24 protein-coding genes and 1 pseudogene are annotated in these 24,907 nt (G+C 55.1%); 10 read left to right on the plus strand and 15 right to left on the minus strand.

Translation table 11 applies throughout. The annotated features are described in order from the left end of the window. Positions 1 to 78 precede the first annotated feature (78 nt). The 4 genes from LOY55_RS26335 to LOY55_RS26350 are packed head-to-tail and all read left to right on the plus strand — an operon-like array spanning position 79 to position 5,567. Entirely contained in the window at positions 79 to 1,344 is a 1,266-nt protein-coding gene (locus LOY55_RS26335; protein WP_258667098.1) for a site-specific integrase, read from the plus strand. Further along, entirely contained in the window at positions 1,341 to 2,936 is a 1,596-nt protein-coding gene (locus LOY55_RS26340; protein WP_258667099.1) for a site-specific integrase, read from the plus strand. The genes LOY55_RS26335 and LOY55_RS26340 overlap by 4 nt, the downstream gene beginning before the upstream one ends. Continuing rightward, positions 2,933 to 5,194: a hypothetical protein gene (locus LOY55_RS26345; RefSeq protein ID WP_258667100.1), complete on the plus strand. Its 2,262-nt coding sequence runs from the start codon at positions 2,933 to 2,935 to the stop codon at positions 5,192 to 5,194. Before LOY55_RS26340 ends, LOY55_RS26345 begins: the two co-directional genes overlap by 4 nt. Further along, entirely contained in the window at positions 5,169 to 5,567 is a 399-nt protein-coding gene (locus LOY55_RS26350; protein WP_016779401.1) for a hypothetical protein, read from the plus strand. The genes LOY55_RS26345 and LOY55_RS26350 overlap by 26 nt, the downstream gene beginning before the upstream one ends. Before the next feature lie 156 nt (positions 5,568 to 5,723). On the opposite strand, the gene LOY55_RS26355 is transcribed toward LOY55_RS26350, so the two are convergent. Then, on the minus strand, positions 5,724 to 6,611 hold the full coding sequence (locus LOY55_RS26355) for an ImmA/IrrE family metallo-endopeptidase (protein ID WP_258667101.1): 888 nt from the start codon (positions 6,609 to 6,611) through the stop codon (positions 5,724 to 5,726). A 6-nt stretch (positions 6,612 to 6,617) separates the two neighbouring features. Then, positions 6,618 to 6,932 (minus strand): helix-turn-helix domain-containing protein, encoded by a 315-nt coding sequence (locus LOY55_RS26360; protein ID WP_258667102.1) that lies wholly within the window; start codon positions 6,930 to 6,932, stop codon positions 6,618 to 6,620. Positions 6,933 to 7,077: 145 nt separating this feature from the next. Between LOY55_RS26360 and LOY55_RS26365 the strand changes: the two genes are divergently transcribed. From LOY55_RS26365 to LOY55_RS31300, 3 genes are read left to right on the plus strand one after another with little or no spacing between them, the layout of a single operon-like run. Further along, a complete protein-coding gene (locus LOY55_RS26365) occupies positions 7,078 to 8,181 on the plus strand; it encodes a multiubiquitin domain-containing protein (RefSeq protein WP_258667103.1) in 1,104 nt (367 codons plus the stop codon). Beyond that, positions 8,178 to 9,578, plus strand: coding sequence for a ThiF family adenylyltransferase (locus LOY55_RS26370; RefSeq protein WP_258667105.1), 1,401 nt, complete (start codon positions 8,178 to 8,180; stop codon positions 9,576 to 9,578). The genes LOY55_RS26365 and LOY55_RS26370 overlap by 4 nt, the downstream gene beginning before the upstream one ends. After that, a complete protein-coding gene (locus LOY55_RS31300) occupies positions 9,575 to 9,931 on the plus strand; it encodes a DUF6527 family protein (protein ID WP_408980964.1) in 357 nt (118 codons plus the stop codon). Before LOY55_RS26370 ends, LOY55_RS31300 begins: the two co-directional genes overlap by 4 nt. A gap of 277 nt (positions 9,932 to 10,208) precedes the next feature. On the opposite strand, the gene LOY55_RS26375 is transcribed toward LOY55_RS31300, so the two are convergent. Both LOY55_RS26375 and lysA read right to left on the minus strand, forming a co-directional pair. Further along, positions 10,209 to 10,826 carry a class I SAM-dependent methyltransferase gene (locus LOY55_RS26375; protein WP_258667106.1) on the minus strand — a complete coding sequence of 206 codons (618 nt, stop codon included), beginning with the start codon at positions 10,824 to 10,826 and terminating at the stop codon, positions 10,209 to 10,211. Between the two features lie 78 nt (positions 10,827 to 10,904). Then, on the minus strand, positions 10,905 to 12,143 hold the full coding sequence (lysA, locus tag LOY55_RS26380) for a diaminopimelate decarboxylase (protein ID WP_408980965.1): 1,239 nt from the start codon (positions 12,141 to 12,143) through the stop codon (positions 10,905 to 10,907). A gap of 129 nt (positions 12,144 to 12,272) precedes the next feature. Here lysA and LOY55_RS26385 point away from each other — a divergent pair, with 129 nt between their 5' ends. Then, a complete protein-coding gene (locus tag LOY55_RS26385) occupies positions 12,273 to 13,199 on the plus strand; it encodes a LysR family transcriptional regulator (protein WP_258667107.1) in 927 nt (308 codons plus the stop codon). 27 nt (positions 13,200 to 13,226) lie between these two features. Here the strand turns inward: LOY55_RS26385 and LOY55_RS26390 are convergent, their stop codons facing one another. The 11 genes and pseudogenes from LOY55_RS26390 to LOY55_RS26435 form a co-directional block, all read right to left on the minus strand. After that, positions 13,227 to 14,033: a sulfite exporter TauE/SafE family protein gene (locus LOY55_RS26390; RefSeq protein ID WP_258667108.1), complete on the minus strand. Its 807-nt coding sequence runs from the start codon at positions 14,031 to 14,033 to the stop codon at positions 13,227 to 13,229. Between the two features lie 9 nt (positions 14,034 to 14,042). Continuing rightward, a complete protein-coding gene (locus LOY55_RS26395) occupies positions 14,043 to 15,260 on the minus strand; it encodes an FAD/NAD(P)-binding oxidoreductase (protein ID WP_309475416.1) in 1,218 nt (405 codons plus the stop codon). 45 nt (positions 15,261 to 15,305) lie between these two features. Next, positions 15,306 to 15,659 (minus strand): annotated as a pseudogene (locus LOY55_RS31055) (TIGR01244 family sulfur transferase); the annotation flags it as partial. 24 nt (positions 15,660 to 15,683) lie between these two features. Continuing rightward, positions 15,684 to 16,547 (minus strand): MBL fold metallo-hydrolase, encoded by an 864-nt coding sequence (locus LOY55_RS26400; protein ID WP_258667110.1) that lies wholly within the window; start codon positions 16,545 to 16,547, stop codon positions 15,684 to 15,686. Between the two features lie 56 nt (positions 16,548 to 16,603). Continuing rightward, complete coding sequence (locus LOY55_RS26405) at positions 16,604 to 17,362, minus strand: amino acid ABC transporter ATP-binding protein (protein WP_223524383.1); 759 nt, start codon at positions 17,360 to 17,362, stop codon at positions 16,604 to 16,606. A 4-nt stretch (positions 17,363 to 17,366) separates the two neighbouring features. Then, a complete protein-coding gene (locus LOY55_RS26410) occupies positions 17,367 to 18,056 on the minus strand; it encodes an amino acid ABC transporter permease (protein ID WP_408980966.1) in 690 nt (229 codons plus the stop codon). A 2-nt stretch (positions 18,057 to 18,058) separates the two neighbouring features. Next, entirely contained in the window at positions 18,059 to 18,754 is a 696-nt protein-coding gene (locus tag LOY55_RS26415; protein ID WP_109787608.1) for an amino acid ABC transporter permease, read from the minus strand. A gap of 44 nt (positions 18,755 to 18,798) precedes the next feature. Continuing rightward, on the minus strand, positions 18,799 to 19,644 hold the full coding sequence (locus LOY55_RS26420) for an ABC transporter substrate-binding protein (RefSeq protein WP_109787609.1): 846 nt from the start codon (positions 19,642 to 19,644) through the stop codon (positions 18,799 to 18,801). A 99-nt stretch (positions 19,645 to 19,743) separates the two neighbouring features. Then, positions 19,744 to 20,922, minus strand: coding sequence for a PLP-dependent aspartate aminotransferase family protein (locus LOY55_RS26425; RefSeq protein ID WP_258667111.1), 1,179 nt, complete (start codon positions 20,920 to 20,922; stop codon positions 19,744 to 19,746). 22 nt (positions 20,923 to 20,944) lie between these two features. Further along, positions 20,945 to 21,985 carry a PLP-dependent cysteine synthase family protein gene (locus LOY55_RS26430; protein WP_258667112.1) on the minus strand — a complete coding sequence of 347 codons (1,041 nt, stop codon included), beginning with the start codon at positions 21,983 to 21,985 and terminating at the stop codon, positions 20,945 to 20,947. A gap of 15 nt (positions 21,986 to 22,000) precedes the next feature. Beyond that, positions 22,001 to 22,381, minus strand: a complete 381-nt coding sequence (locus tag LOY55_RS26435; protein WP_223524391.1) for a Rid family detoxifying hydrolase — start codon at positions 22,379 to 22,381, stop codon at positions 22,001 to 22,003. 133 nt (positions 22,382 to 22,514) lie between these two features. Here LOY55_RS26435 and LOY55_RS26440 point away from each other — a divergent pair, with 133 nt between their 5' ends. Both LOY55_RS26440 and LOY55_RS26445 read left to right on the plus strand, forming a co-directional pair. Further along, positions 22,515 to 22,973 (plus strand): Lrp/AsnC family transcriptional regulator, encoded by a 459-nt coding sequence (locus LOY55_RS26440; protein WP_258667113.1) that lies wholly within the window; start codon positions 22,515 to 22,517, stop codon positions 22,971 to 22,973. Between the two features lie 429 nt (positions 22,974 to 23,402). After that, the gene (locus LOY55_RS26445; RefSeq protein ID WP_223524397.1) at positions 23,403 to 24,686 is read left to right on the plus strand and encodes a cystathionine gamma-synthase family protein; all 1,284 of its coding nucleotides are present in this window, start codon (positions 23,403 to 23,405) and stop codon (positions 24,684 to 24,686) included. Positions 24,687 to 24,907: the final 221 nt, after the last annotated feature.

Consider the following 24,907-nt stretch of genomic DNA (forward strand, 5'->3'; position numbering starts at 1 on the left):
GTAAAACGTTAGGTTTTGCGCTGACCAGCCGATGCCCCTGACTATACTTAGAAAAGTTATGTTTTATGAGGGAGCAACATGGGTTTCCAGGTCATAGAGCAGGTGGTGAATGCTGCTCGAAGAAAGCTGCTGGTGCAAGACTACATCCCGGTCTACTACCCCAACCTATACATCACCGTGGAGCACCCGGGCAGAGCCCTCGAAACGACCAAGAAGTACCTTGAGCATCTGGCTGTGTTTGAGGAGTTTCTAGCTTTTTCCTCCATTGATCTGATTTCTCACCTCGAACAGCGCCCTCACAGCCAATACCTGACAGACAGTGAGCTTTCTAGGTTTGTATCGGACGCGGGGTTTAGCAAGCAAACCTTGGCCATGAAGTATGCGGGGATGCGTTTGCATCCGACTGCCTACAAATCCGTTGGCAAATCCCATGCGCAGCAGCGAATCGAGGCGGTACGCGACTATATCGCCTTCCTCTATGACAAGCTGGGTGATCACTCAACACGGTATGAGGCTGTTGACGATCTGAAGAGGCGCATCAACCGCAAGATCAAAGCGGCCAGCCCTGCGTGGAAACAAACGCGAATCGATGAAATGAGGGGGCTGACAAGCCAGGAGCGAACTCTATTGTTGGAGATTCTGCACCCTGACAGTCCGATCAATCCCTTCGCTGATCCAGCTATTCGATTACGTAATTACATCATTTTGCTGCTCGGTCTGGATATGGGGCTGCGCCGCTCCGAGATGCTACTGATCAAGACCAGCGATATTCGCTGGCACAGTCGCCAACTAGCGGTGGTCAACCTGGAGGATGAGAGCCTCGATCCACGAACGATGGCCCCACAATTTAAAACCCACGAGCGCATGCTGGTGATGACCGATGACCTGTATGACGCAATCGCTGAATACGAATCGAAATATCGCCACAGAAAGCCCCGTAGCGGCGCATCGCGAGCGAGAAGGCATCCGTTTTTGCTGGTGGCGCACAAGCGAAATGAGGGCGGACCTCTGACAATCAAGGCAGTGGATGGCGTTCTGCCCCGGATTCGAGAAGTAGCGCCGGAACTGGCTCATGTGCACCCGCATATTTTGAGGCATGACGCGGTCTACACGATGCTGGATAGCATGCGTGAGGAACTGGCAGCGCTCACGCCGGAGGATCGCACCACGCAAGTTCAAAAGACCCTCACATGGATGTTCGGCTGGAGTCCCGAATCGAACATGCCCGGCCTCTACGGCGCGAAATTCTGGAAGGAAGAGGCAGACAAAGCGATACAGAAACGGGCCGAGCGGTTTACGGCCAACCGCCAGAAGGCTGGCACGACACAAGGAGGTTCAGAGTGAACATCGCCGTCGAAGCACTTCAGGCTCCCACGAAGGACAGCCTCGATGCATGGCTGAACACGCCTCGCCTGGCGAAATGTGGGGAGGTGTTCACACCCGCAGAACCGATGTGGAAACCGGATAAATCGGCTAATCAATCAGTCAACTGGGAAGCGGCCATTGCCTGCGTCTCGCCGGATTGGCAGCCCTGGTTGCACGCCACCCTGGCGTACCGAATGGCCGATATGGCAGCAGGCACGGTTGCTAACGCCGCCAGTGGGTTGTCGCGTGCTGCTCAGGCCGGGATTGACCCGCTCAACGAGGATCACCTGATCGCTCTGCGGGAGCGCTTGAACGAAAGTGAGTTTAGTTCCATTGCCACTTTAATGGCGTTTTGGCACGACTGCGAATCCCTCGAACAGCGCCCGTCGCAACCCCTGATCGGTGCCTACCAAGCACTACCCAGGAAAAAGCGTTCCAGCAACGATGTGGTCCTCAGCCTGGACCCCAAACAAGGCCCGTTCACGCAGGTGGAGCAGGACGCGCTGCATCAATGGATACATGAGCAGTTTTGTCACGGTCAGTTAGATCCCGAGCAGTACCTTTACCTGCGCTTATTGATGATTTATGGGCAACGTGGCGCTCAGGTGAGAATGATGGTTTTTGGTGATTTCACCAAGAGCGATCAGGGCTGCAAGGTCAGGTTTCACCGGGCAAAGCAAAAAGGCGACGAGGCGGGTTGGCGAGCAAAGTCCGAAACATTCAGTCTGGATGAGGACTTCTTTAACACCGTGCAGGCTTACAAGGCTATGGTTTTGGCGCAACTCTGGCAAGCGTATCCAGACGGTGCCGGCTGGAATGTAGCCATTGAGAATGTGCCCCTCTTTCGCCGGAAGCTGGATGATAAAACAGAACTTTGGGAGCGGCTGAATCCCCCTGTTTTGCTCGATAGCCCCCTTCAAAAAAGCCTCGAAGACGCGCCGGAGCCGACCTTTCATGTCGGACCAGGCACGGTCAGGCCATGGCTTGCTCGCATCGAGCGGATGGAGGGCTTTCCGATTTCGCCTCGCACCCATCAGCCGCTGAAAATGACGCGGGGGCACCGGTTCAGGCACACCCTCGGCACGGACCTTTCCAATGCGGGGCTGGATGAGTGGACGATGGCCCGCGCATTGATGCACAACGATACTCAGATAGTGCGAAAGTACCGACAGGTGTCGGCGGAGTTAATGGCGTTGATCGACGCGAAGATGAGCGACCATCTGGCCTTGGTTGTGAATGCGTTCACCGGAATCATCGTCACGGATCGCGCCTCAGCGAAAAACGGAGATCGAGCGGATCGACAAATCGAGGATGTGGCAGTATGCGGTGCCACTGCCGCCTGCCATCTAGATGCGCCGTTTACCTGTTACGCATGCGCAAAATTCCAACCCCTTCTGGACGCCAATCACCGTGCGGTCCTTGAGCGATTGGAACGTCGTCGGGCGCAAACCATTGACACAGATAAAACGACCGGTGTGCTCTGGGATCGGGCCATCCTGGCTTGCCGGAAGGTCATTTTGGATTGTGAGGCCATGCGCCGATCATCGGACTCAAGGAGAACAGAGGAATGACCGATGCGCTTGATTCTGAACCGACAAATAACATTGTTGATTTTAAGCCCAGGAGCCAACTGGCTGCAGAGGCTCACCTCGCGGCGTTTATCGAATGGGCAAAAGATACCCTGCCCAAAGGCATTCCCAATCGAGTGAACGAGAGTATCCGCTGGGAAGACAGCAGTTGGCACCCGCATGGCCTCACAAGCTGTAGCTTCACAGCGTTAGGATCGACCAGAAATGCCCCAAAGGCGATGCAGGCACCCTTCACTGAGTTTGCCAAAGCCATACTGGTGTACCGAAGGGTGTATTTGCAGAAAAAGACTCTGAATGACTGGGTGAGCGCCCTGAGGGCGCTGGAAGTCGCCCTCTACGAGGTGAAAAGCACGCGGGATGTGACGCGGGTATCCGCCGCTGTCTGTAATAAAGCGTGCTACCACATGGACCTTCACTGGACAAAAGGCAATAACGCATACATTCACAGTAAGTCACTTGAAGCCATCATCACCCTGATGCGGGACAAAAAACTGCTCAGGTCAGATTTTCGATGGACCTCTCCGCTGACGTCGAGGCAGCGTGGCACGCTCAAGCAGCAAAAAACGGATCGAGAACAGAAGCTGCCCGCCCCTGAAGCGATCAAAGCCCTCGGGGAAGTGTTCAATAACGATTTGACCAGGCCCCTCGATATCGTGGTGACATCCGCCTGTGCGCTATTGCTGAGTGCACCCAGTCGCGTGGGTGAATTGGCGGATGTTGAATTGAAGTGCTTGGTATTCAAAGAGGATACCCAAGGCAATCGGCGCATGTTCCTGCGCTGGTACGCGGAAAAGATGAACCAGGTGACCCTTAAGCCCGTTGTTAAGCCTGAGATGGAGCCGGTCGTCGAGCGGGTCATCACGTTACTGAAACCGATCACCGATGATGCGCGGGCTTACGCGGCCTGGCTGGAAGACCATCCAGATGAGTTTCCGCCTCATGAAGGACTGCCGCCCAAGGGACCTGATGAGCCGCTGACATATGCCGAAGCCTGTGCCGCACTGAAACTCACCGTTAATAGGGACACCGGATCGCGAGGCGTGTTCAATGCCAATCTGAAAAGCATGGAGAAGCAAAAGGCGCTCAGCCCCGCCGCCCGAACCCTATTGGCCGAGATCCGTGGCGGGTGGGATTCCAGCGCAGGAAAGCGCAAATATGTTAAAGGCAAGCATGGAGTCCGGGGTTATGAGTTTGACGACCGGAGTGTGATCACGCTGCGCAAGCTCAATGTGCTGTTGCGGGAGAAGTATCTTCCAAAGAATTTTCCATACACCACGCCGTACACGGAGGGCAAAGCTCGGGTGAAGTACCGTGATGCCTTGTTTACCGTGCGCACTGGAGCAATGGCTGAAGACTCAGGTAACACCGTTGCGACACACGGGTTTGGCGTGGAGATCGCAGCGGACCCTAACCGAATGAATGCGCAATTAGGCAGTTTGAACCACCCAAAAATGAAAAGCCTGTTCGAGCGTTGGGGCTACCCCGGTGTCAAGGTCAACACGCACGCGTTTCGGCACGAATTGAACACGGCAATGCACCAGGCCGGTCTGTCGCAGCTCCTAATTGACGCCTTCTCCGGACGCACGACGATGGGATCAGTCTACAACCATGAGACCATCGAGGATCGCACCCAAAGGGTTGCAGCTTACCACCCCAAAACGAAGCACAGCACCGCTGCTCAGCGCCTGGACAAGATCAAAACCAATCAGCCGCTGAACCTGGTTGAGGTGAGGGAACTGCGCGAGGGTGAGCAGGACCGCATTATTCATCAAACCCATCTCGGCGTTTGTGTGCACAACTTCGCGGCCGAGCCCTGCCCGAAAATGGGCGCCTGCTTGGACTGCGGGCGGCTCGGCTGCGTCAAAGGGGATGACGTGAAGCTTGGCAACCTCAAGGAAGAACGCGACGACCTTAAACGCCGCCTCGATAAAGCCCTGGATGCGCGGTCTCGGGGTGTGTTTGGGGCATCGGAGTGGGCCAAAAAACTGGGTGAGAAGCTCTTTAAGTGCGAGGAGCTCATCCAAACGCTGGAAAACCCCGGACTCGAAAAGGGTGCCATCGTGTGGAACGCCGATAACGGTTGGACGCTGACCAAGAACGCCGCCGCGATGTCGGGTCTGATCGAAGTCAAAGTCATTGAAGAACACCAGGCGCAAGAGGCGTTATCATCGTTAGATGACGTCCTGGCTTTGCTGGATGAGATTGAGGGTGACGATGGGGCATTTAACGCCAAAGGATGAGAAGCGCATCATTAAGCTGATTGAGGAATGGTCAGAGCCGAAGCTGACCTGGCCTTTGCTCGTTGAGGCCTGCAAAGAAAAACTGGGTATCAGTCGTGCTCGCCAGTCCCTGATGAATCTACCTGCCGTGGATTTAGCGATGAAGAATTGCAAAGCGGCATTGAAGGCTCAGAAGCTGAAACCGGGCTGGATTAGCGATATTCAGGCAGCCAACGAGCACATTGAGAAACTGACAGCGAACAATCAGAAGCTGTTAGCTGCTGTTCGAGATATGCATAGCCGGTTTTTGATCTGGCAAGCCAATGCCGATATGCACGGGCTAACACAATCTATGTTGGAGCGGCCGGTTTCACAGCTTCAAAAGAAGACCTGATTGCGCAATTGCACGTACTTGACCAGCCGTTAGCATTCCAGCTGACCAGGAGTTGACCACCTTCACATCTGCAGTTTGGTCAGTGACCTCGTAGTGTCGACCGGTAGTTCACGACCCGAAGCGCTCATTCGCTTATAGCAGGTAAAGCCTATACCTTTATCGAAACGCGGGAGTTCCAGTTAACGGCGTTAGCAGCTCATCTTCGTCCGTGAGATGTCTTTCGATGTCAGGTAGGATCAAAACACCTAGCGTGTAATTAAATCCACTGCCCTCGATCACAAAGGCATGCTCTTCAATTTCAAGCTCTGCTGATTCTCGCGAAAGCCAGGCGCTCGCCGGAATGATACCGGACGATCCAGTCGCTGATCGCACCGCATTGTTCAGTACTGACTGAGCAGGAGGTTCAATGGTTTCGTTCCGAGTGGCAAAGTAAGCACCAGATCGGAATGCCCGCTCGTTTGAGCAGGACCAGTCAAGGAAACCGTCTTTGGCTGATAGGACGATGACCCTACCAGGTGCTACCTCACGCCATTTCAAGGCAGCAGCGGTGACTGAAACACCGTATCGATCTGCGCAGTGACGAAGCAAGTCCATCGAGAACGGATGCCCATCTACCTGTGCCCGGAAATCGTTGAGCGGCATCAGCAAATACGATGCGAAGGTATCGGCTTCAACCTCAATATCCCGTCCATGGGGATCCCAGGAGTGCATGTCTTGATTTGAGCAATTGAAGCTAGATTGGCGTTCGCGATGTAGCATGTAGTGCCCAAACTCGTGGGCAATGGTGAAGCGAATCCGGCCTTCCGACTCAACGTCCTCGTTAACGCCAATCATCCACCCATCGCCTTTCGGACTCTTGGCTAGCATCCCCTCGAACGAAGGTAGTGGAACTGTTTTGATAGCCAGAATTGGTTGATCAGGACAGGTCCGCGACGACCACTCGAGCGCTAACGCTCTCACATCGACTGGAAAGCGCTCCACCCCCAACACCTGCTCCAAAACTCGAGATATACGAATCGCTTCGCTTTTAGGGGTAATGGACATGCTAAGTCAGCTCCACCAATCGTCGACCATTTTCCGAAGCCGCTCTTTGTCCTTATCGTCCAGATCTTGGTATTTGCGGAAGAACTCTTTGTCCGCCTCTACTGCCAAATCTGGAGAGGAAGAGCCTAGCAACGATTCTGGCGATAGACCCAACGCCATTGCAATTTTGGTCACCTTGTCTAAGGACGGATTTGGCTTGTCGCGATTCTCTAGCTCCCACAAGTAGCTTTTGCTCGACTCGGTAAGAGCCGCCAACTGCTCGAGCGACATTCCTAGATCCCGCCTCCTAGAGTTAATTTTTTCTCCAAGGGGTGATGCCACGGGTGCCTCCTTCGTAAGTGGGTCGACCACTATACCATTATAACGAACGAAATCGTACCTGTTGACAGATACGGCTTGGTGGAGCATTGTGGCTCTATCGTTCGGTCCCACCGAACAAAAAAGTACCTAGATGGAGAACAAGGCAATGACCACCAACCTTCCTCTCGCCCCATCTCACCAGTCGAACGCAGGCCGCTCCGCCGTAGTAAAGATTAATGGAGAGCTTGTCCGTGTTCACGACTGGACACCTACAGCTCGCCAGATTCTGGCTGCGGCTGACTTGCAGCCAGCTACAGAGTACGCACTTTTAAGCTGGCCTGAACACGGGCCGACCGAAGAGCTTGGTCTCGACGAAACCATCCCGTTACCTCGCAACGAACAGGTAGCGGAGTTTCTAGCGATGCAAGCAGATGGGGTTTTCTACTTCATGCTGAACGACGAACGCTTTGCCTGGGCAGGCCCGCTCAGCGCAGAGGACGTTCGTAAGGTTGGTCGTGTGCCAGTAACGATGGAATTGTGGCTGGAACGACGCGATGAGCCTGAATTGCAACTGGATAAGGGAGATGTTGTTGATCTCCTGGCTCCAGGGGTTGAGCGTATTTACACCCGCCGGCGCAAATGGAAACTGGATGTACACGGGGTAATCGTCGAGTCGTCCGAGCCGCAGATTATCGTTCGCGATGCTCTGATCTTGGCAGGGATCGATCCGGACCAAGGGTGGATCATTCGTCTGAAGGTGCGTGGTGAGCCCAAGCGCGAAGTCGGATTGACGGACAGCATTGACCTGACGAAGCCTGGCATCGAGCGCCTTCAGCTCCTCTCTGACACGATCAATAACGGCGAAGTCGCGTGTTCCATGCGGCGGAATTTTGTATTGCTGGCTAAAGACGAGACCTATCTGGATGCTCGGGGACTGGCTTGGGAAACAGTTGATGATGGCAGACGTTGGTTGCTGATCCGGGACTACCCAGTGCCGCAGGGATATCTCCAATCCAGCACCTGCCTAGCTATAGAAATTCCGCAGAACTACCCAGCCGCAGAGATCGACATGTTCTATTGCAACCCGCCGCTCACTTTGGAAAGCGGTGGCCAGATTGCGCAAACTGAACATCGCCAAGTGGTTAATGGAGATGAATTCCAACGCTGGTCTCGCCACAGAAATCCAGGGCAGTGGTCTCCCGTACGCGACTCTGTGATCTCCCACATGGGGCTGGTAGACGAGTCCATTGCCCGGGAGCTAGGGCAATGAGTGCTAACACGACGTTGATATTGACAGGCGCGCTGCATGCGCGCCTTCAACAACACCTTCTTCCACCTGACGGCCTGGAAGCATCGGCAATTTTACTCTGCAAGCGTATGCAGACAGAGAAAAGGCTGAAGTTATTGTGTAAGAAGGCAGTGCTAGTTCCTTATGGCCAGTGCACTCGAGTTCATGACCATCTTGAATGGTCTGGAAGAAGCCTGCTTGAGGCGCTCGACCTAGCGGAACCTGAAGGACTTTCACTCGTGCTAATTCATTCCCACCCTGGAGGATTCTACGATTTCTCGCTTGCGGACTCGGAATCTGATGCCTTGGTCATACCTCAAGTGTTTGCCAATCTCGAGCAAGGTGATCATTCAGATGTGGTCCATGGGAGCGCGATCATAGTGCCGGGAGGGGCCATCAAAGCCCGGACATATGACTGTAACCATCAGATGGAACCGATCAATTTGGTAGCGGTGTATGGGGACGATATCCATCTCTTCTGGAGTGATGACGACCAGCCATTGCAGCGCCCAATGGCTTTTTCAGAACAAATGCGATCAGAGTTGGGCAGGCTTACTGCAGCGGTAATTGGCTACTCAGGCACTGGCAGCATTGCTGCAGAGCAGCTCGCGCGTATTGGCTTCGGTGGAATGGTGGTCGTTGATTTCGACCAGGTCGAAGATCGGAATCTCAATCGGATCATCAACTCTACCCTCACTGATGCTCTTACTAGTCAGTTGAAAGTTAACGTGCTCCGTAGGGCCGTGGATGGCTTTCGACCCGACATGCGTTTGCACTGCGTACCGACTTCAGTCGCTACAAGGCAGGCTGTTCTTGCTGTGGCCGAGGCCGATATTCTGTTCTGTTGCGTAGACAGTGAAGAGGGGCGCTTTATCTGCGATGCAATTGGCGCCGCGTTCATGATGCCGCTCTTGGATGTTGGAGTAGTTATTCCGGTGCGCCGAGACAAAAATGGCAAGCTCGCAATTCTTGATGTCCATGGTCGGGTCGACTACGTGCAACCTGGTGGGTCGACCTTGCTCGACCGCAAGGTCTATACACCTGCGTCCCTGAGAGCGGAAGAGTTATCTCGACGGGATCCTGCGGCCCATGCAGAACAGGTGAAGGCGGGCTATATGCCAGGCAGTCTAGAGCAAGCCCCGTCAGTGATCACCGTTAACATGCAGGCCGCAAGCATGGTTGTTCAGGAGCTGATAGCTAGGCTTTACCCATATCGCCTAGATGGAAATAGTCACTGTGCACGAACCATGTTCAGTCTGGCTGAGAAGGAGTTCGAGTACTTTTCAGAAGCTGACTTTGCCGCCGAAGAATCGCTAACACTGGGTTCTGGCCTAAGCGAACCTCTACTGGGTCTACCCTCTCTGAGAGTCGAAAAATGACCTGGCTGTCTCGAGTTTGGGCTGCAGTTCGGAAGGTTATCTCCAGATGGTTTGAAACGGAGCTCCGGACTTATCGAATCGAAGGCGACACTCTGCCGAAATACATCCGCTCGAATCAGTTGATACATCTGATTGATGATGGAGAAAGCTGGTCAGCTGGATTCATGTGCCCGTGTGGCTGTGGGGATGTTCTTGAGGTAGCTCTGATTAAGTCGGCAAGGCAGAGTTGGACTCTATCTGTGGATTCTGAAAATAGACCTACCCTACATCCGTCCATCTGGAGAACTACAGGGTGTCGCTCTCATTTCTGGATCAGGAAGGGACACATTCATTGGTGCAGTAAAACAGCCTAAGAGGAGAGGTACTGCAATGGACAGCCAAAATTTCGAGAAATTAAAAGCTCACATCTTTGTCAACACCGGTTGAAAACTGACCCGGTTGCCGAGATATCATTGACCCGTTCAGACTCCTCGCGAACCACTACCTTTACTGGAATTGTGCCGATTTAAAGGTGCGGTAGTCTTGGGTCAGCACGTGGGTCAATTCGGCGTTGGCGCCAACAGGCAGCTTTCTAATATGGCTCTCGATTGGTGAATTGACGGCGCTTAATGTGCTGTCGATGATTCGATCTCAGCGAAGTTTTCGGCAGTAGCAGTACACAAATTTCTGGACGGTTCCGACCGGGGTGTGATGTTCTTCCTTTTCATGCCCGAGCAATTCGAAAGGTGCTCCAAACTCTGAGTGCAATTCGTGCGCGCTATAACGCCTCACAGGTAAACCGCTGCACTGGGTAGGCCCATCTTCTGCAAAAGTTGCAACAATTACGTATCCACCGGGCTTTACAGATGTCAGTACTTTTTCGAGATACGCCTGTCGCTCATCCGCACCGGTGAGAAAGTGGAACACGGCCCGGTCGTGCCAGACATCATAAGTCTGAGGTGCAAGCGATACTCGAGTGACATCCCCTTCAATCCAAATGACTTTTTCTGCCTTACCGCCCAAGCGGTGTTTTGCTGTGGCAAGCGCCGAAGCAGAGAGGTCAAGAACAGCCAGCTGGGTAAAGCCGTTTTCTATCAGGTCATCAACCAGTGTCGACGCCCCGCCACCAACGTCAATGATCGATGCCGAAAAGGAGGCGCCCGTTTTTTGAATTAGTCGCAACGAGTTGGTGGCGTGCTGCTGGAACCAGCTGACAGCATCCGCAGGCTTACTCGAATATACCTGCTCCCAATGCGCTTTCGATTGCATAGCAAGTTGTCCTCATTGACGATTTAGGAAATTGTAGGACTGTTTCATCACTTGGTTTTGACGCAGGCCATCCGGCCCTTAAAGGCCCAACTCTAAGGCCAGCAAGTCCGATAATGGCTGTGGTCGTCTAATCAATCTGGCTTGTCCTTGCTCGATCAATACTTCCGGCAACAGGGGGCGGCTGTTGTAATTGGATGACATGGAGGCGCCGTACGCACCTGTGTCATGCATGATCAGCAAGTCGCCAACCTGCGCCTCGGGTAGCAGGCGAGGTGTCACACCGTGTTCATCCTGCGTAAAGATATCGCCCGATTCGCACAGGGGGCCACCCACCACGTAGTCGTGTTCAGGGCGATGGATGGGCGTCCCCTCGGCATCCAGCAAGGTCATGTGGTGATAGGCGCCATAGAGGGCCGGGCGCATCAGGTCATTGAAGCCCGCGTTCACCAAAATGAAGTGTCGGCTCCCGACTTTTTTGACTGCGCGGACTTCGGTCACCAGACAACCTGATTCGGCCACCAGAAACCGGCCGGGCTCGATCTCCATCCGTACCGGATGACCAAGAAATGCTTCGATGTCCTGCCTGGCCTGGCGCCATGCGTTGGAATAACGCTGGATGTCTACCGGCTCATCGCCTTCGCGATAGGGCGTGGACAGCCCGCCACCGATGGAAAAGGCTTCGATATCGTGGTCGAGCATTTTCACCGCAGAGGTCATTGCATTGCCCACTTGCTCCAGATGCGCATAATCCACCCCCGAGCCGATATGCATGTGTAATCCCACCAGCTTCAGCCCGAACTGCCGAATGAGGTCGAGCGCTTCGTGAACCTGGTCATGCCAGATGCCGTGCTTGCTGTTTTCACCACCGGTATTGGTCTTGCGGCTGTGACCATGGCCGAACCCCGGGTTGATCCGTAACCAGACGCGATGGCCCCTGGAGCGTTCGCCCAGTTGGCGGAGCATGTCGATCGACCCGGTATTCACCTCGATATTCAGCTCAACCACGCGGCGTAGAGTCACATCGTCGAACAGATCACAGGTAAACACGATGCCTGCTGGTGTGCCGGCCGGGCTGAAACCTGCCAAGAGTGCCCGCTCGATTTCACCCAGCGAGACGGCATCGACCCGAACGCCTTGCTCTCGTATCAAGCGCAGGATGTGCAGGTTGGAGCAGGCTTTTTGTGCGAATCGAACAGTCTCGAAGCACGCCAGTTGATCGACGCGTGCCTTGATGGTCTGTGCGTCATAACACCAGAACGGGGTGCCATGTTCTGTGGCAATAGCGGATAACTGCTCGAAGTCGGGCTGGTTGGGCATAGAGATAGTCGATCTGATCGTTGAGTGTGGAGACCATCATGCCGATTGCAGAACATTCAATAAAATATCTTTTTTTTAGTTATCGATTCAGTTTTGATATGGGCTTCAAACGATCAGTGAAGGTTGGGTATGAAGGTCTCGTTGCGGCATATCGAAGTTTTCCGAGCGATCATGCAAGCAGGCAGCGTCACGGGAGCGGCGCGTTTATTGTTGACCTCCCAACCGACGCTCAGCCGGGAACTGGCCCGGCTTGAAAGTCTTTCAGGTTTGCGTTTGTTTGATCGGGAGGGCGGCAGGCTGGTACCGACAGCTCAGGCAATGCTGTTACTCGAAGAAGTCGAACGCTCCTTCATCGGGCTTGAGAGAATCAATAGCGTTGCGCAATCGATCCGGCGTTTCGAACATGGGCAACTCAGCATCACCTGTCTGCCGTTGTTCTCTCAGACGCTATTGCCCGTCGTCTGCAAGCAGTTTCACCAGCAGCACTCGGGCATAGGCTTGAGTATCACCGCGCAAGAATCGCCCTTGCTCGAGGAGTCTCTCAGCGCACAGCGTCACGACCTTGGCTTGACCGAAAGTGAACAGGTGCCAAGGGGCACCCGAGGGGAATTGCTCTTTTGTGCCGACATGGTCTGCATACTGCCTGAGGGGCATCCTTTGTTAATCAAGCCACTGCTGGCAATGGAGGACTTTCGCGGTGTCAATTTCATCAACCTGTCGGGCCTGGACATTTACCGACAGAAGCTCGATCAGCACTTTCTTCATGCAGGTGTGGATCGGCATACCGTGATCGAAACCACCAATGCTGCGTCGGTCTGTGCCATGGTCAGGCAACAATTGGGCGTGGCGATCATCAACCCATTGAGCGCCGTGCAAGAGTCAGGCAGAGGATTGGTCATTCGACCCATCAACGTGTCCATTCCCTATCGCGTCATGCTAATAAGGCCTGATTTTCGACCCTCCTCGGTTTTCGTTGACGCCTTTTGCAAGGCATTGAGCGTTGAGGCGTTGAGTCTTGCCAGTGCCCTGGACAACAGAATGGCGGGGGCCAGTTAGGTCGACCTATGCTCAGTCCCAGGTTTTCTATATCCAGGTTTTGAGCATCAGGTAGCCCGCAACCACCAGGCATACGGCGGAAAAACCCAGTTGTATCGATTTGGCGGGAATCCTGGGTGAGAGGACTCTTCCCAATAGCATTCCGCTCACACTCGCAGCGATAAAAACCCCGCCCGTGATCGTTATGTGGGCTCCTGCATGAACGGCGCTTGCCACCGCAATAGCCGAGATCAGGGCGATAGTCATGAGTGAAGTCGCGACGATGCCATGCATACGGATGTCTGAAAGCTGTTGAAACGCAGGCACGATCAAGAATCCGCCTCCCACACCCAGCATCCCGGTCAGCAGCCCTGAAAGTGAGCCGACCACGGCAAGGCTTGCTGAGCATTTCGGTGTCCAGCGCAGTCGGCCTGTCTGAGGGTTGATCATGCAATTCTTTTCTTGCCAGCACTGCTGAATATCGGCGCCCTTAGCCGAGAGGCCGCTCGCCTGCCGAATCATGCGTATCGCCACAATGACCATGATCATGCTGAACAGGGACGTCAGTACGGTGTTGGGCAGCAGATGGGCAACATGTACGCCCAAACGCGAGAACACCGCCCCCAACAATGCCATCAGCAGGGCAGCCCGATAACGTACCAGGCCTTTCCTCAGACCATCCATGGCCCCGACAGCGGCCGCCGCGCTGACGGCAAACAACGCAACGGGGGCCGATTCCGTCATTGACCATCCCAGACCGATCACTAGCGCCGGTACTGCCAGAATTCCCCCCCCTGCGCCTGTCAGGCCGAGAATGATGCCGATGGCGATCCCAAATATTCCACTCAGTAGCATGCTCGCGCCTCACTCAACCTTGGAGAGACTGGTCAACCACTCACGGCCTTTGAGCATGCCGCTCCAGTAGAACCAGGGCAGGAACCGGGCCTTGAGGAACCATGCACTCTTTCGGGCAACCGTTGCATCCAGGGGAAATGTGGGCAGCAGTTTCCCGCCGTAGCCGAACTCTGCCAGCACAACTTTGCCTTTTTCGACGGTCAGCGGACATGACCCATAGCCGTCGTAGCGCAGCGGCATGGGTTGGTTGCCGCGTATTGCCATGAGGTTCTCGGCGACGACGACGATTTGCTTGCGTGCAGCGGCCGCAGTCTTGGCGTTACTGGTGGAGCACACATCACCGAGCGCAAATACGTCCGGATAGCGGCTGTGTTGTAGAGTCCCTGGATCCACTTCACACCACCCGGCGTCGTCTGCCAGAAGGCTTGTGCGGATGAAATCGGGGGAGACCTGTGCGGGGACGACATGGAGCATGTCGAAGGTCTTGGCCAGGCGAATGACTGCGCCGTATTCGTCCTTGCTTTCAAACCAGGCTGTCCGGCTGGGGCCGTCAACTTTGACCAGGTTCGAGCCGAAGACCAACTGTGCTTGATACTTCTCGATGTATTTCATCAGGGGGGGAACGAAGGCCGGTACGCCGAACAGCACTGCGCCAGCGAGATTGAACTCGACCTGCATGTTCTGCAGAACGCCTGACTTTTGCCAGTGATCACAGGAAAGGTACAGAGCCTTTTGCGGAGCACCGGCACATTTGATCGGCATGCTGGGTTGGGAGAAGAGGGCCTTGCCTTTGCGTAATCCCTGCACCAGTTGCCAGGTGTAAGCGCAAAGGTCATAGCGGTAGTTGGATGTGACCCCGTTCTTGCCCAGGGTTTGCTCCAACCCTTCGATTTTCTCCCAGGCAAGCCTAAGCCCGGGACAGACGATAAGATTTTGATAAGCGACGCTTTTGCCGTTACTCAGCTCTAGACGTTTTCCTTCGGGCAGGGCCTTGACCACTGCCGCCTTGATCCAGGTTACGCCACGGGGGATAACCTGCGTCATGGGTCTGACTGTCTTGCGCACGTCATAAGCCCCTCCCCCGACCAGCGTCCAGGCGGGTTGGTAGTAATGCTTGTCGTTGGGTTCGATGAGCGTGATTTGTATGTCGGGCGCACGCTTGAGCAAGCTTGCCACGATCCCAATGCCTGCCGATCCTCCACCAATGACCACGACGTCAGCGGTGATATCGGGGCAGCTAGCGGCAACTTCGCTACGTGCGGCACACGCCGACGCTTTGTGGTAGAGCTTGGTAGAACGATTACCGGTGCGACAGAAAGCCAATACCGGTGCCGGCAGGTTGTCCAGCAGGGCGGCAAAGTGCTGTACATCGTTGTCGCTGATGGTGTCGGGGTGAACCGGGAAATAAGCAAACTCAAGGTCTAGCCGTTTGGCTTCGGCGTGTATGGCTGCGCTGGCAGGTTGATCCGCGCCACCTTCACAATCCGGTCGGTTACAGATGATTGAGCGAAACCCCAGTTTGGCGGCTTCGTTCAAATCTCCTGGGGTCAATTGACCGGTTGTTGCAAAATTTTTGCTGTGGGTGGTGATTTGCATGCCATTGAAACTCGTAAAAAGGTTATCCATTTCGCTCTGCCTGAACTCAATCCTTCAGAGCATATTGAGCGGTATCTTCAAATAGCTGATGCCGTTGGCCCTGGCTGCAGGTATCTCACCGGCTCGCATATTGATCTGCACTGACGGCAGCAGCAGCCTGGGCTGGTTCAGGGTCCTGTCGCGTGCCGTGCGCAGAGCTACGAATTCAGCCTCGGCGATGCCTTTGCCCACATGAATGTTGTGCGCGCGCTCCTCATTCACCGTGGTCTGGTGGCAATAAACGTCGCGACCGGGCGCCTTGTAGTCGTGGCACATGAACAACCGCGTGCTGCCCGGCAGCTCGAGCAGCCGGCCAATCGAGCGGTATAGCTGGTGTGCATCACCACCGGGAAAATCGCAGCGGGCAGTGCCACTATCGGGCATGAACAACGTGTCACCGACAAACGCGCAATCTTCGATCAGGTACGTCACGCAGGCCGGGGTATGGCCAGGCGTGTGCAACACGCGGATGGACAGGGCGCCGATATGGAACGTCTCGTTGTCGGCGAACAAGCGGTCGAACTGACTGCGGTCCAGGGACAAGTCATCTTCGGCGTCGAACAGGGCGGCAAAGGTCTTCTGTACCTGAGGAATGCGATCGCCAATACCGATCTGCCCGCCCAGTTGATGCTTGAGGTAGCGTGCAGCCGAGAGGTGGTCAGCATGCACGTGGGTTTCCAGAATCCACTCCAGCGTGAGAGCGTGGGCCCTTACATGCTCAATAAGGCGCCCAGCACTTGAATACGTGATACGCCCGGCGGCGGCATCGTAATCGAGCACCGGATCGATGATCGCGCAGCGCCGGGTCACCGGGTCGCTGACCAGATAACTGTAAGTACAACTCTGGGCATCGAAGAAAGGCTCAATATGAAATTGCATGGTCATTGCCTCCATTTTCAAGGGGGGCAGCTACCGAGCCTGCCCCTCTACTCTATTCAGCAAGCTTGCGCCATACCACTCTCGGCCCAGGGCGAGCGGATATCGGACAGGAATCGCTGGGCGCGAGGATGCTCAGGACGCAGGAAGAAAGACTCGGGTGTGGCTCGTTCGAGCACCTGGCCTTGATCCATGAAGATCACTCGATCGGCCACTTCGCGTGCGAAACCCATCTCGTGGGTAACGCACACCATGGTCATGCCTTCTTTGGCCAGGCTTTTCATTGCTTGGAGCACTTCGCCGACCATCTCTGGGTCCAACGCGGAAGTGGGTTCATCGAACAGCATCACCGGCGGGTTCATTGCCAATGCCCTGGCGATGGCCACGCGCTGCTGCTGGCCACCCGATAACTCGGATGGGAAAGCGCATGCCTTGTGAGCCAGCCCCACGCGGTCCAACAAACTCATGGCCAGATCGTCCGCTTCCTTGGCGCCCAGCTTGCGCAGGCGACGCGGTGCCAGCGTGCAGTTCTCCAGCACGGTGAGGTGGGGAAACAGATTGAACTGCTGGAACACGAAGCCAATACCGCTGCGCAAGGCGTTCACGCTGACGGAGCGATCATAGATATCCACGCCATCAATAAAGATATTCCCACTCTGGATAGCTTCCAGCCGATTGAGCGTGCGAATCATCGTTGACTTGCCGGAGCCGGACGGACCGCAGACCACGACCACTTCACCCTTGGCGACGGTTTCGTTGATGTCAGCCAGGGCATGGTAACTGCCGTACCACTTGTTAACGTTTTTCAGTTTGATCATGGTGTTAAACCTTTGCAGTTCGCACAGCGAGACGTCGTTCCAGCCAGAAGGCGAAGCGAGACAGGCTGAAGCACATGACGAAGTAAGTGAGGCCGAGTACGGCATAGACCTGGACCGGCTTGGTGAGCAGTTGAGCGCTGATCTGTGAGGCAACGAATGACACTTCCGAGAGGCTGATGATGTAACCCAGCGAGGTCTCCTTGATGGTGGAGACGAACTGATTCACCAGCGAGGGCAGCATGTTGCGAAAGGCCTGGGGCACGATCACCAGGCGCATCGTAGCCAGGTACGAAAAGCCGAGTGAACGGGAGCTTTCCATTTGCCCGCGAGGCAGTCCGAGAATCCCGGCGCGAATGATTTCGGCGAGGTAGACCCCATCAAAAATCACCAGGGCAGCCAGCATGGTGCCAAATTGGTCAGTGCGTTGACCGGTCAAGGTCGGTAGCAGGAAATAGGCCCAGAAAATCACCATCAGCAATGGCGTTCCGCGCAGTACGTACACAAGCCCCGTGACCGGCAGACGCAACAACCGGTAAGGGCTGATGCGGCAGAGCGCAAGCAGTACCCCAACAGGGAAGGCCAATACCAAGGCCATCGCTGCCAGGATCAGCGTCATTAACAAACCGCCCAAGGGGCCGTTCGGGTATTGGCCAATCAGGTAGAAAAGCCCGTAGTTGTGGATGATATCGAGCATCGTCAGGCACTCCGGACGGGATAGCGTTGCTGGTACCAACTGGACAGCAGCGTGATGATGATCGAGACGCCGACATAACCTACCGTGGTAACGGCGTACGATTCAAAACCCCGGAATGTGGAGCTTTCCACCTGCTGGGCCTGATACATCATTTCAGCGACGCCGATCACCATGGCGATGCTGGTGTTCTTCCACAGGTTAAGTGTCTGGCTTATCAGCGGCGGCACTGTCACCCGCAGTGACTGCGGGAGGATGACCAGGCGCATGGTGCTGAGGAAGCCAAAGCCCAGGGTCCGGCCAGCTTCCATTTGTTCCCTGGGAATGGAACGCAAGCCGCTGCGGATGTCCTCGGACATATACGCCGCGGTGTACAGCACCAGGGCGATAACCGCGCTGACCGCTTCGATATTGTGGTCGTAGATCCAGCTCTTGATCGGGGTTGGCAGCAGCTCCGGTGCGCCGAAATACCAGAACAGCATGTGTGCCAGCAGCGGGACGTTGCGTATGGCTTCCACATACGTGATCGCGATTGCCCGCAGTGCAGCGTAAGGGGCCATTCGCAATACAGCGATGACGATTGCCAGCGGTAGGGCGATGGCCAGCGAGATCAAAGCGAGTTGGATGGATAGCAGGAAGCCACTGATGAGCCAGTCGTGATACTGCCCCGAGAGCACAACCGATAAATCAAACGTATTCATAACTAGGCCCGTGGCCCGACCCTGAGGTCGGGCCCTCAATGAAGTTAGTTGATTTGGTCGGTGTCGATCTTGAAGGAGCGACTGGCGAACTTCATGTTAGTCTCAGGACCAAACCACTTGGTGAAGAGCTTGTCAGCCTTGCCGGACGACTCCAGATCGCGCAGCGTCTTGTTCACCTGTTCCTGGAAGGCGGGTTCTTCTTTTCTCAGGCCCAGCGCAATGTGCTCGGCGGACAGGGGTGTTGGGAGAATCCGAAAATCTTTTGCCGCATCACCCAGCTTGGCGAAGTTGCCGGCCAATGAGGTCTCGTCATTGGCGTAACCCAGGCCTTTGCCTTGTTGCAAGGCGAGCAGGGCTTGAGGGTTGCTGTCGAACGATACGATCTGGGCGTCAGCGATCTTCGCGCGGATGCTCTGCTCCATGGTGGAGCCTTTGATCGTCAAGATTTTCTTGCCGGCCAGTTGGTCGAGTTGAGTGATCCCACTGTCGGCCTTGACCATGACTTTCTGACCTGTAATAAAGGTCGAAAGAGAGAAGTTGATCAATGCTTCCCGTTCTTTGTTATGGGTCAGGGACGCCGCCAGAAGATCGACACGGCCTTGTTGTAATTCAGGAATACGTGCAGCGACGGTCAATTGCTTGAGTACCGGTTTGACCCCGATGTTCGCGGCAATGGCATTGCACATGTCGACGTCGTACCCGACGATCTCGCGCGACGCGGGGTCCTTGATGTAGCTGAACGGCTCGTCGGTGCCGAGCACCCCACAGACTAATTCACCCTTGGCTTTGATATCGCTGAGTTGATCAGCTGCAGCAGAGAAGCTGGTTGCCAGCGTCAGTGCCAGTACTGCGGTTTTCCAGTGTTTTTTGAGCATGCGGTTCGTTTGCATTTTATAGACCTTATTGTTTGATAAACGGAACGCCAGTTTTCATGAATCGTCGGTGCAGGGGACTTCGAAAGCCTCTTGTGGTTGGAGTGGGAATTTCTGTTATTCAACGTTGGTCATGGGTAGCCGCACAAAGCCGGCATTCAAGTCGGCGATTAGATCGTCGACATGTTCCAGGCCGATGGAGAGTCGGATCAGGTTCTCGCTGATGCCCAGCCTGATTTTCTGTTCATGGCTCAACGAGTTGTGCGACATGCTGTAGGAGTGGTTGATCATGCTCTCCACCCCGCCCAGGGAATCGGCCAGCACAAAGATCGACAGCTGCTCAATGAACGGTGCCATCGCCTTGCGGTCGGCCTTGAGTTTCAGTGAAACCACCGCGCCACCAGAACGCATTTGGCGTTTGCACAGTTCGTGCTGCGGATGGCTTTCCAGCCCCGGGTAATACACGGCCTCGACCTGCGGGTGCTGGCTGAGAAAGCGGGCGATCGTTAGCGCATTGCTGCACTGGCGCTCCATGCGTACGTCGAGGGTTTTGAGCCCACGCAGGGCGAGGTAGCAGTCGAACGGCCCCTGGACTGCTCCAATGGCCATACTGATGCCGCGCAGGCGGGTGAACAGTTGCTCATCGGCGGCCACCACGACACCCCCGATTAGGTCGGAGTGCCCACCAATGTATTTACTCGCCGAGTGCATCACCAGGTCGACGCCGTACTCGACTGGACGCTGGTTCCAGGGTGAGCAGAAGGTGTTGTCGACGCAGGTCAGGATGCCGTGTGCACGGGCAAACTCTGTCACACACGGGATGTCCACCAGTTGCAGCAGAGGGTTGGTCGGTGTCTCGATCCAGATCAGCCGGGTATTGTCGCGGCGGCTAGCGGCCAGTGCCTCAAGGTCATTGAGGTCGACGTAAGTGGTGGTGAGCCCGGACGTCTTGCTTCGGTAGTCTTCCATCAGGCGGAAGGTGCCTCCATAGACGCCCGCCATCACGATTACATGGGAGTCCTTGGGCAGTAGCTCAAGCACGGTGGCGGTAGCAGCCAGACCCGAAGCGCAGGCCACGGCACCGAACCCGTGTTCCAACTGCGCAATGCAGCTCTCATAAGAATGTCGGGTTGGGTTGCCTACTCGCCCGTAAGCGTAGTCTGGGTTGTCGTCGAGGCTGCGCTTGATGAACGAACTGGAGGTGACGATCGCCGGGAAGATTGTGTTGTCGGCATAGGTCGACTGTTCGCCAGCGTGAATCACTTGGGTCGAAAAGTTGCTCTTGTTCTGGTTCATAGTCAGTCGTGACTCACGTGTATTAAAGGTAGCAATCGAGTTGTTTCGCATAGGGTGTGATGTCGCCGATGTGGCGAGCGACCCAGTCGCGGTCGTAATAGGTGTCCAGATAGCGTTCGCCGCCATCGCACATCAGGGTCACGATTGAACCCTGCAGGCCTTGCTCCTGCATCCTCGATGCGACTTTCAGTGCGCCCCACATGTTGGTACCGGTGGACCCTCCTGCCTTCCTGCCGAGCACCCTTTCCAGCCAATAAAGGGTGGCGATGCTGGCTGCGTCAGGGATTTTGAGCATGTCGTCGATCACTTCTGGCAGGAAGGACGGCTCGACCTGGGGACGACCGATGCCTTCGATACGACTGCCTTGGCTGCCGGTAAGACTTGAGTCGCCTGTTCGATAGCTGTCATAGAAAACCGAGTTCTCGGGGTCCACCACGATCAGTTGAGTGTCATGACCCTTGTAGCGGATGTAACGGCCGATGGTGGCGGTGGTGCCGCCAGTCCCTGCGCTCATGACAACCGCGCGGGGAATGGGGTGCGCCTCGCCGGTCATCTGCTGGAAGATGCTGTCGGCAATATTGTTGTTGCCGCGCCAATCCGTTGCCCGCTCGGCGTAGGTAAACTGATCCATGTAGTGCCCGTCGCTTTCGCGCGCCAGGCGCTGCGCCTGGGCATAGACCTCTGACGAATGATCAACGAAGTAACAGTGCCCGCCGAGCAGCTCGACCTGCTCTATTTTTTTGCTCGCGGTGTTGCGCGGCATGACGGCAGTGAAACGCAGGCCAAGCATTTTGGCGAAGTAGGCTTCGGACACAGCGGTGCTGCCCGAGGATGCCTCGACCACATGGGTGCCTTCTCGGATCTTGCCACTGCAAATGGCATGTAGAAAAAGCGAGCGCGCCAGCCGATGTTTGAGACTGCCCGTTGGATGTGTGCTCTCGTCCTTGAGGTAAATGTCGATACCCTTCAACCCTGGAATTTCCAGCTTGTGGATGTGGGTATCGGCGGAGCGCAGCAGATCGCGGGAGATACGGCTGATGGCTGTACGGATCCAATCGTTCATAAAGTTCCCATCGCCTCAGCAGGTGGCCACGGCGATCGCGTCCACTTCCACCAGCGCAGCACGCGGCAGGTTATTCACGCCTATCGCTGCTCGCGCCGGATAGGGTTTGGCGAACAGTTCCTCCATTACAGAATTGACCAACGCGAAATGACTCAAGTCAGTTAAATAGATATTCAGTTTGACCACATTGGCGAAGCCCATTGTGGCTTCTTCGAGAATCGCACCCAGGTTGGCAAAAGCTTGTCGGATCTGCGCTTCGATACCTTCGACCATCTGCATGCACTGTGGGTCCAACGCGATCTGACCGGAAACATAAAGTGTGTCTGCACATTTTATTGCTTGGGAGTAAGGACCTATCGCCTGAGGCGCGGCGAGGGTGGCGATGATCTTCTTCATTTTTGAGGGGCTCTGGGCACGTTTTTTATGGTGTAAATCCTACTGCCGCTCACTCGAAAATTAATTTCCATTTTTTCAGTTCTTAGGCTATTTTTTAGAAAAATTTTCTACAAACTCAAAGATAAGAAGAAAAATGGATAGCTTTGATCGCCATATCCTCTCCCTCCTGCAACGCGATGCCGACATGCCTATCAAAGATCTGGCTGAAGCCGTTAACCTTTCAACGACCCCCTGCTGGAAGCGGATCAAGAAACTCGAGAAAGAGGGCTATATCAGGGCCAAAGTAGCCTTGCTGGACCCCGTCTTGCTGGGCCTTGGGCTATCGGTGCTGGTGCAGGTCAAGACACAGCGTCATGACAAGGTCTGGCTGGACATATTCGCCAAGACGGTGTCGCAGTTCGAGGAAGTGATGGCGTTCTATCGGATGTCGGGGGAATGGGACTATATGTTGCGCGTTGTGGTCAGTGACATTGCCGCCTATGACACGTTCTACAAGAAGCTGATTACGAGCGTCGACGGGCTTTCCAACATCACATCAAGCTTCGCCATGGAGCAGATCAAGTTCACGACGGCGCTGCCTTTGCCTCGATAATCTGCTCTACGTGGCAGATGCATCTGCCACAAAGCGATCTCTGGCAGGATTGCAATGTCCCTGTTATAGGCCCGTGCCCTGCCCCCCCCATTCTGCTGCTACCGCTCAGGGAGCGGGTCGATTACCCAAAGCGATAGACCTTCCAAAACAACGTTCTATTGTTGGACGGCCATCGCCCAGAGGAATTCTTAGTACCTTCAGATCGCCACTCCAACCAAATACGCTTTCGCATATAGGGATTTAACGAAATCGACCGTTTTGGAGAATGATATTTCCCATTCCACGAAAAACCTGACAAATTTTGAAAAATTCATGCTCCCCCTTCTGAATACACTCTTTCCATCACAAACAGGCTCAGAAACGATACCGGCGAGGTTGGTACGTTTATGAGCGATGAGTCTTGATAGCAAACTCAGAAAGGGGTGGCTTATGTCTTATTCCAACTATCACAAAAAAACTATCGGAAGCCATGCGTTGCACCCTGAGACACTGATGATGTCTTATGGTTACGATCCGTTCCTCTCGGAAGGCGCAGTCAAACCACCGGTGTTCCTGACCTCCACCTTTGCATTTCGCTCGGCCGAGGAAGGTGCAGAATTCTTCGATGTAGTGTCAGGTCGTAAACCGATTCCGCAGGACTCATCAGCCGGCCTGGTCTACAGCCGTTTCAATCATCCCAACCTCGAAATCGTCGAAGATCGCCTCGCGCTGCTGGATGGCTCAGAAGCCGCCGCAATTACATCCAGTGGAATGTCCGCCATCAGTGCTGTTTTGTTTGCGTTCCTGCGCCCTGGGGATCAACTGGTACAATCGGCGCCGCTGTACGGTGGTACTGAGACTCTGATTAGCAAGATTCTCTCGGTTTGGGGCATCGGTTCTCATGGTTTTGACGACGGCCTGTCCATGCAATCCATTGCAAATGCACTGGAAACTGCTGCCTGCAAGGGGCCAGTCAGAATTTGCTATATCGAGACTCCGGCTAACCCGACCAACTCACTGATCGACCTAGAGGGGTTGCGCAAGGAAATAGACGCTTTCGAAACGCGCCATAGCTACCGGCCAATCATTGTCTGCGATAACACCCTGCTCGGGCCTATCTTCCAGAAGCCAATTAAACACGGTGTCGACCTATGCGTATATTCGCTGACCAAGTATGTGGGTGGACACAGTGACCTTGTTGCCGGAGGCATCACGGGCACCAAAGAGCTGATCAGCAAAATACGCAGCGTTCGCAGCTCGTTCGGTTCGCAACTCGATCCACATTCCTCATGGATGATCTCCCGCTCGATGGAAACGCTCGTCCTGCGCATGAAAGAGGCCGCAAGAACCGGCACCGTGATCGCTCGCTGGCTGGCCAGCAACCCCCACCAGAAAGTCGTCGTTCTGCATCCAGAGCTTATTGAGGATGGCAGCTATCAGGAGGTCTACCGCCGGCAATGCACGGGCCCTGGCTCAACCTTCTCGTTCGTACTGGACGGCGGTCGCGAACGGGCCTTCCGCTTTATTAACGCCCTGCATCTTTTCAAGTCGGCTGTCAGTCTCGGAGGCACTGAGTCCCTGGTTTGTCATCCAGCTTCGACCACACAATCGGGTGTGCCGCAGGTTCTGCGCAGTAAAGCAGGGGTGTCCGAGGGATTGATCCGGATCTCGATTGGCCTCGAGCACGAGGAAGACCTGATAGCTGATCTGGATAATGCTCTGCGTCATTGCTGAGCACCTGAGGAAAACAATAGGAAGCTGAAAAACAGGCTAACGGGTGACTGAGTTGAACAGCAAATGGTAGATATCAATCCCCCGAAATACTGGGTTCGCTGGAAGTGTTAGATACGTCGACCTGTCCACCAGCACGAGACATTGTACTGCTGACTGTGGTCGGCTTGCTGGTGACAGTGTGTTGGCGCCGATGCCGAGTTGATCCTCGGGGGGTGCTGCGA

The organism is Pseudomonas sp. B21-040 (genome assembly GCF_024748695.1).
In the GTDB taxonomy this organism is placed as follows: Bacteria; Pseudomonadota; Gammaproteobacteria; order Pseudomonadales; family Pseudomonadaceae; genus Aquipseudomonas.

What these genes read in the sequence shown, in the direction of transcription:
- LOY55_RS26335 (WP_258667098.1), top strand. Translation starts at nt 79, where the DNA reads ATGGGTTTCCAGGTCATAGAGCAGGTGGTGAATGCTGCTCGAAGAAAG.
- LOY55_RS26345 (WP_258667100.1), top strand. Translation starts at nt 2,933, where the DNA reads ATGACCGATGCGCTTGATTCTGAACCGACAAATAACATTGTTGATTTT.
- LOY55_RS26350 (WP_016779401.1), top strand. Translation starts at nt 5,169, where the DNA reads ATGGGGCATTTAACGCCAAAGGATGAGAAGCGCATCATTAAGCTGATT.
- LOY55_RS26355 (WP_258667101.1), bottom strand. Translation starts at nt 6,611, where the DNA reads ATGTCCATTACCCCTAAAAGCGAAGCGATTCGTATATCTCGAGTTTTG.
- LOY55_RS26365 (WP_258667103.1), top strand. Translation starts at nt 7,078, where the DNA reads ATGACCACCAACCTTCCTCTCGCCCCATCTCACCAGTCGAACGCAGGC.
- LOY55_RS26370 (WP_258667105.1), top strand. Translation starts at nt 8,178, where the DNA reads ATGAGTGCTAACACGACGTTGATATTGACAGGCGCGCTGCATGCGCGC.
- LOY55_RS31300 (WP_408980964.1), top strand. Translation starts at nt 9,575, where the DNA reads ATGACCTGGCTGTCTCGAGTTTGGGCTGCAGTTCGGAAGGTTATCTCC.
- LOY55_RS26375 (WP_258667106.1), bottom strand. Translation starts at nt 10,826, where the DNA reads ATGCAATCGAAAGCGCATTGGGAGCAGGTATATTCGAGTAAGCCTGCG.
- lysA (WP_408980965.1), bottom strand. Translation starts at nt 12,143, where the DNA reads ATGCCCAACCAGCCCGACTTCGAGCAGTTATCCGCTATTGCCACAGAA.
- LOY55_RS26385 (WP_258667107.1), top strand. Translation starts at nt 12,273, where the DNA reads ATGAAGGTCTCGTTGCGGCATATCGAAGTTTTCCGAGCGATCATGCAA.
- LOY55_RS26390 (WP_258667108.1), bottom strand. Translation starts at nt 14,033, where the DNA reads ATGCTACTGAGTGGAATATTTGGGATCGCCATCGGCATCATTCTCGGC.
- LOY55_RS26400 (WP_258667110.1), bottom strand. Translation starts at nt 16,547, where the DNA reads ATGCAATTTCATATTGAGCCTTTCTTCGATGCCCAGAGTTGTACTTAC.
- LOY55_RS26405 (WP_223524383.1), bottom strand. Translation starts at nt 17,362, where the DNA reads ATGATCAAACTGAAAAACGTTAACAAGTGGTACGGCAGTTACCATGCC.
- LOY55_RS26410 (WP_408980966.1), bottom strand. Translation starts at nt 18,056, where the DNA reads ATGCTCGATATCATCCACAACTACGGGCTTTTCTACCTGATTGGCCAA.
- LOY55_RS26415 (WP_109787608.1), bottom strand. Translation starts at nt 18,754, where the DNA reads ATGAATACGTTTGATTTATCGGTTGTGCTCTCGGGGCAGTATCACGAC.
- LOY55_RS26420 (WP_109787609.1), bottom strand. Translation starts at nt 19,644, where the DNA reads ATGCAAACGAACCGCATGCTCAAAAAACACTGGAAAACCGCAGTACTG.
- LOY55_RS26425 (WP_258667111.1), bottom strand. Translation starts at nt 20,922, where the DNA reads ATGAACCAGAACAAGAGCAACTTTTCGACCCAAGTGATTCACGCTGGC.
- LOY55_RS26430 (WP_258667112.1), bottom strand. Translation starts at nt 21,985, where the DNA reads ATGAACGATTGGATCCGTACAGCCATCAGCCGTATCTCCCGCGATCTG.
- LOY55_RS26435 (WP_223524391.1), bottom strand. Translation starts at nt 22,381, where the DNA reads ATGAAGAAGATCATCGCCACCCTCGCCGCGCCTCAGGCGATAGGTCCT.
- LOY55_RS26440 (WP_258667113.1), top strand. Translation starts at nt 22,515, where the DNA reads ATGGATAGCTTTGATCGCCATATCCTCTCCCTCCTGCAACGCGATGCC.
- LOY55_RS26445 (WP_223524397.1), top strand. Translation starts at nt 23,403, where the DNA reads ATGTCTTATTCCAACTATCACAAAAAAACTATCGGAAGCCATGCGTTG.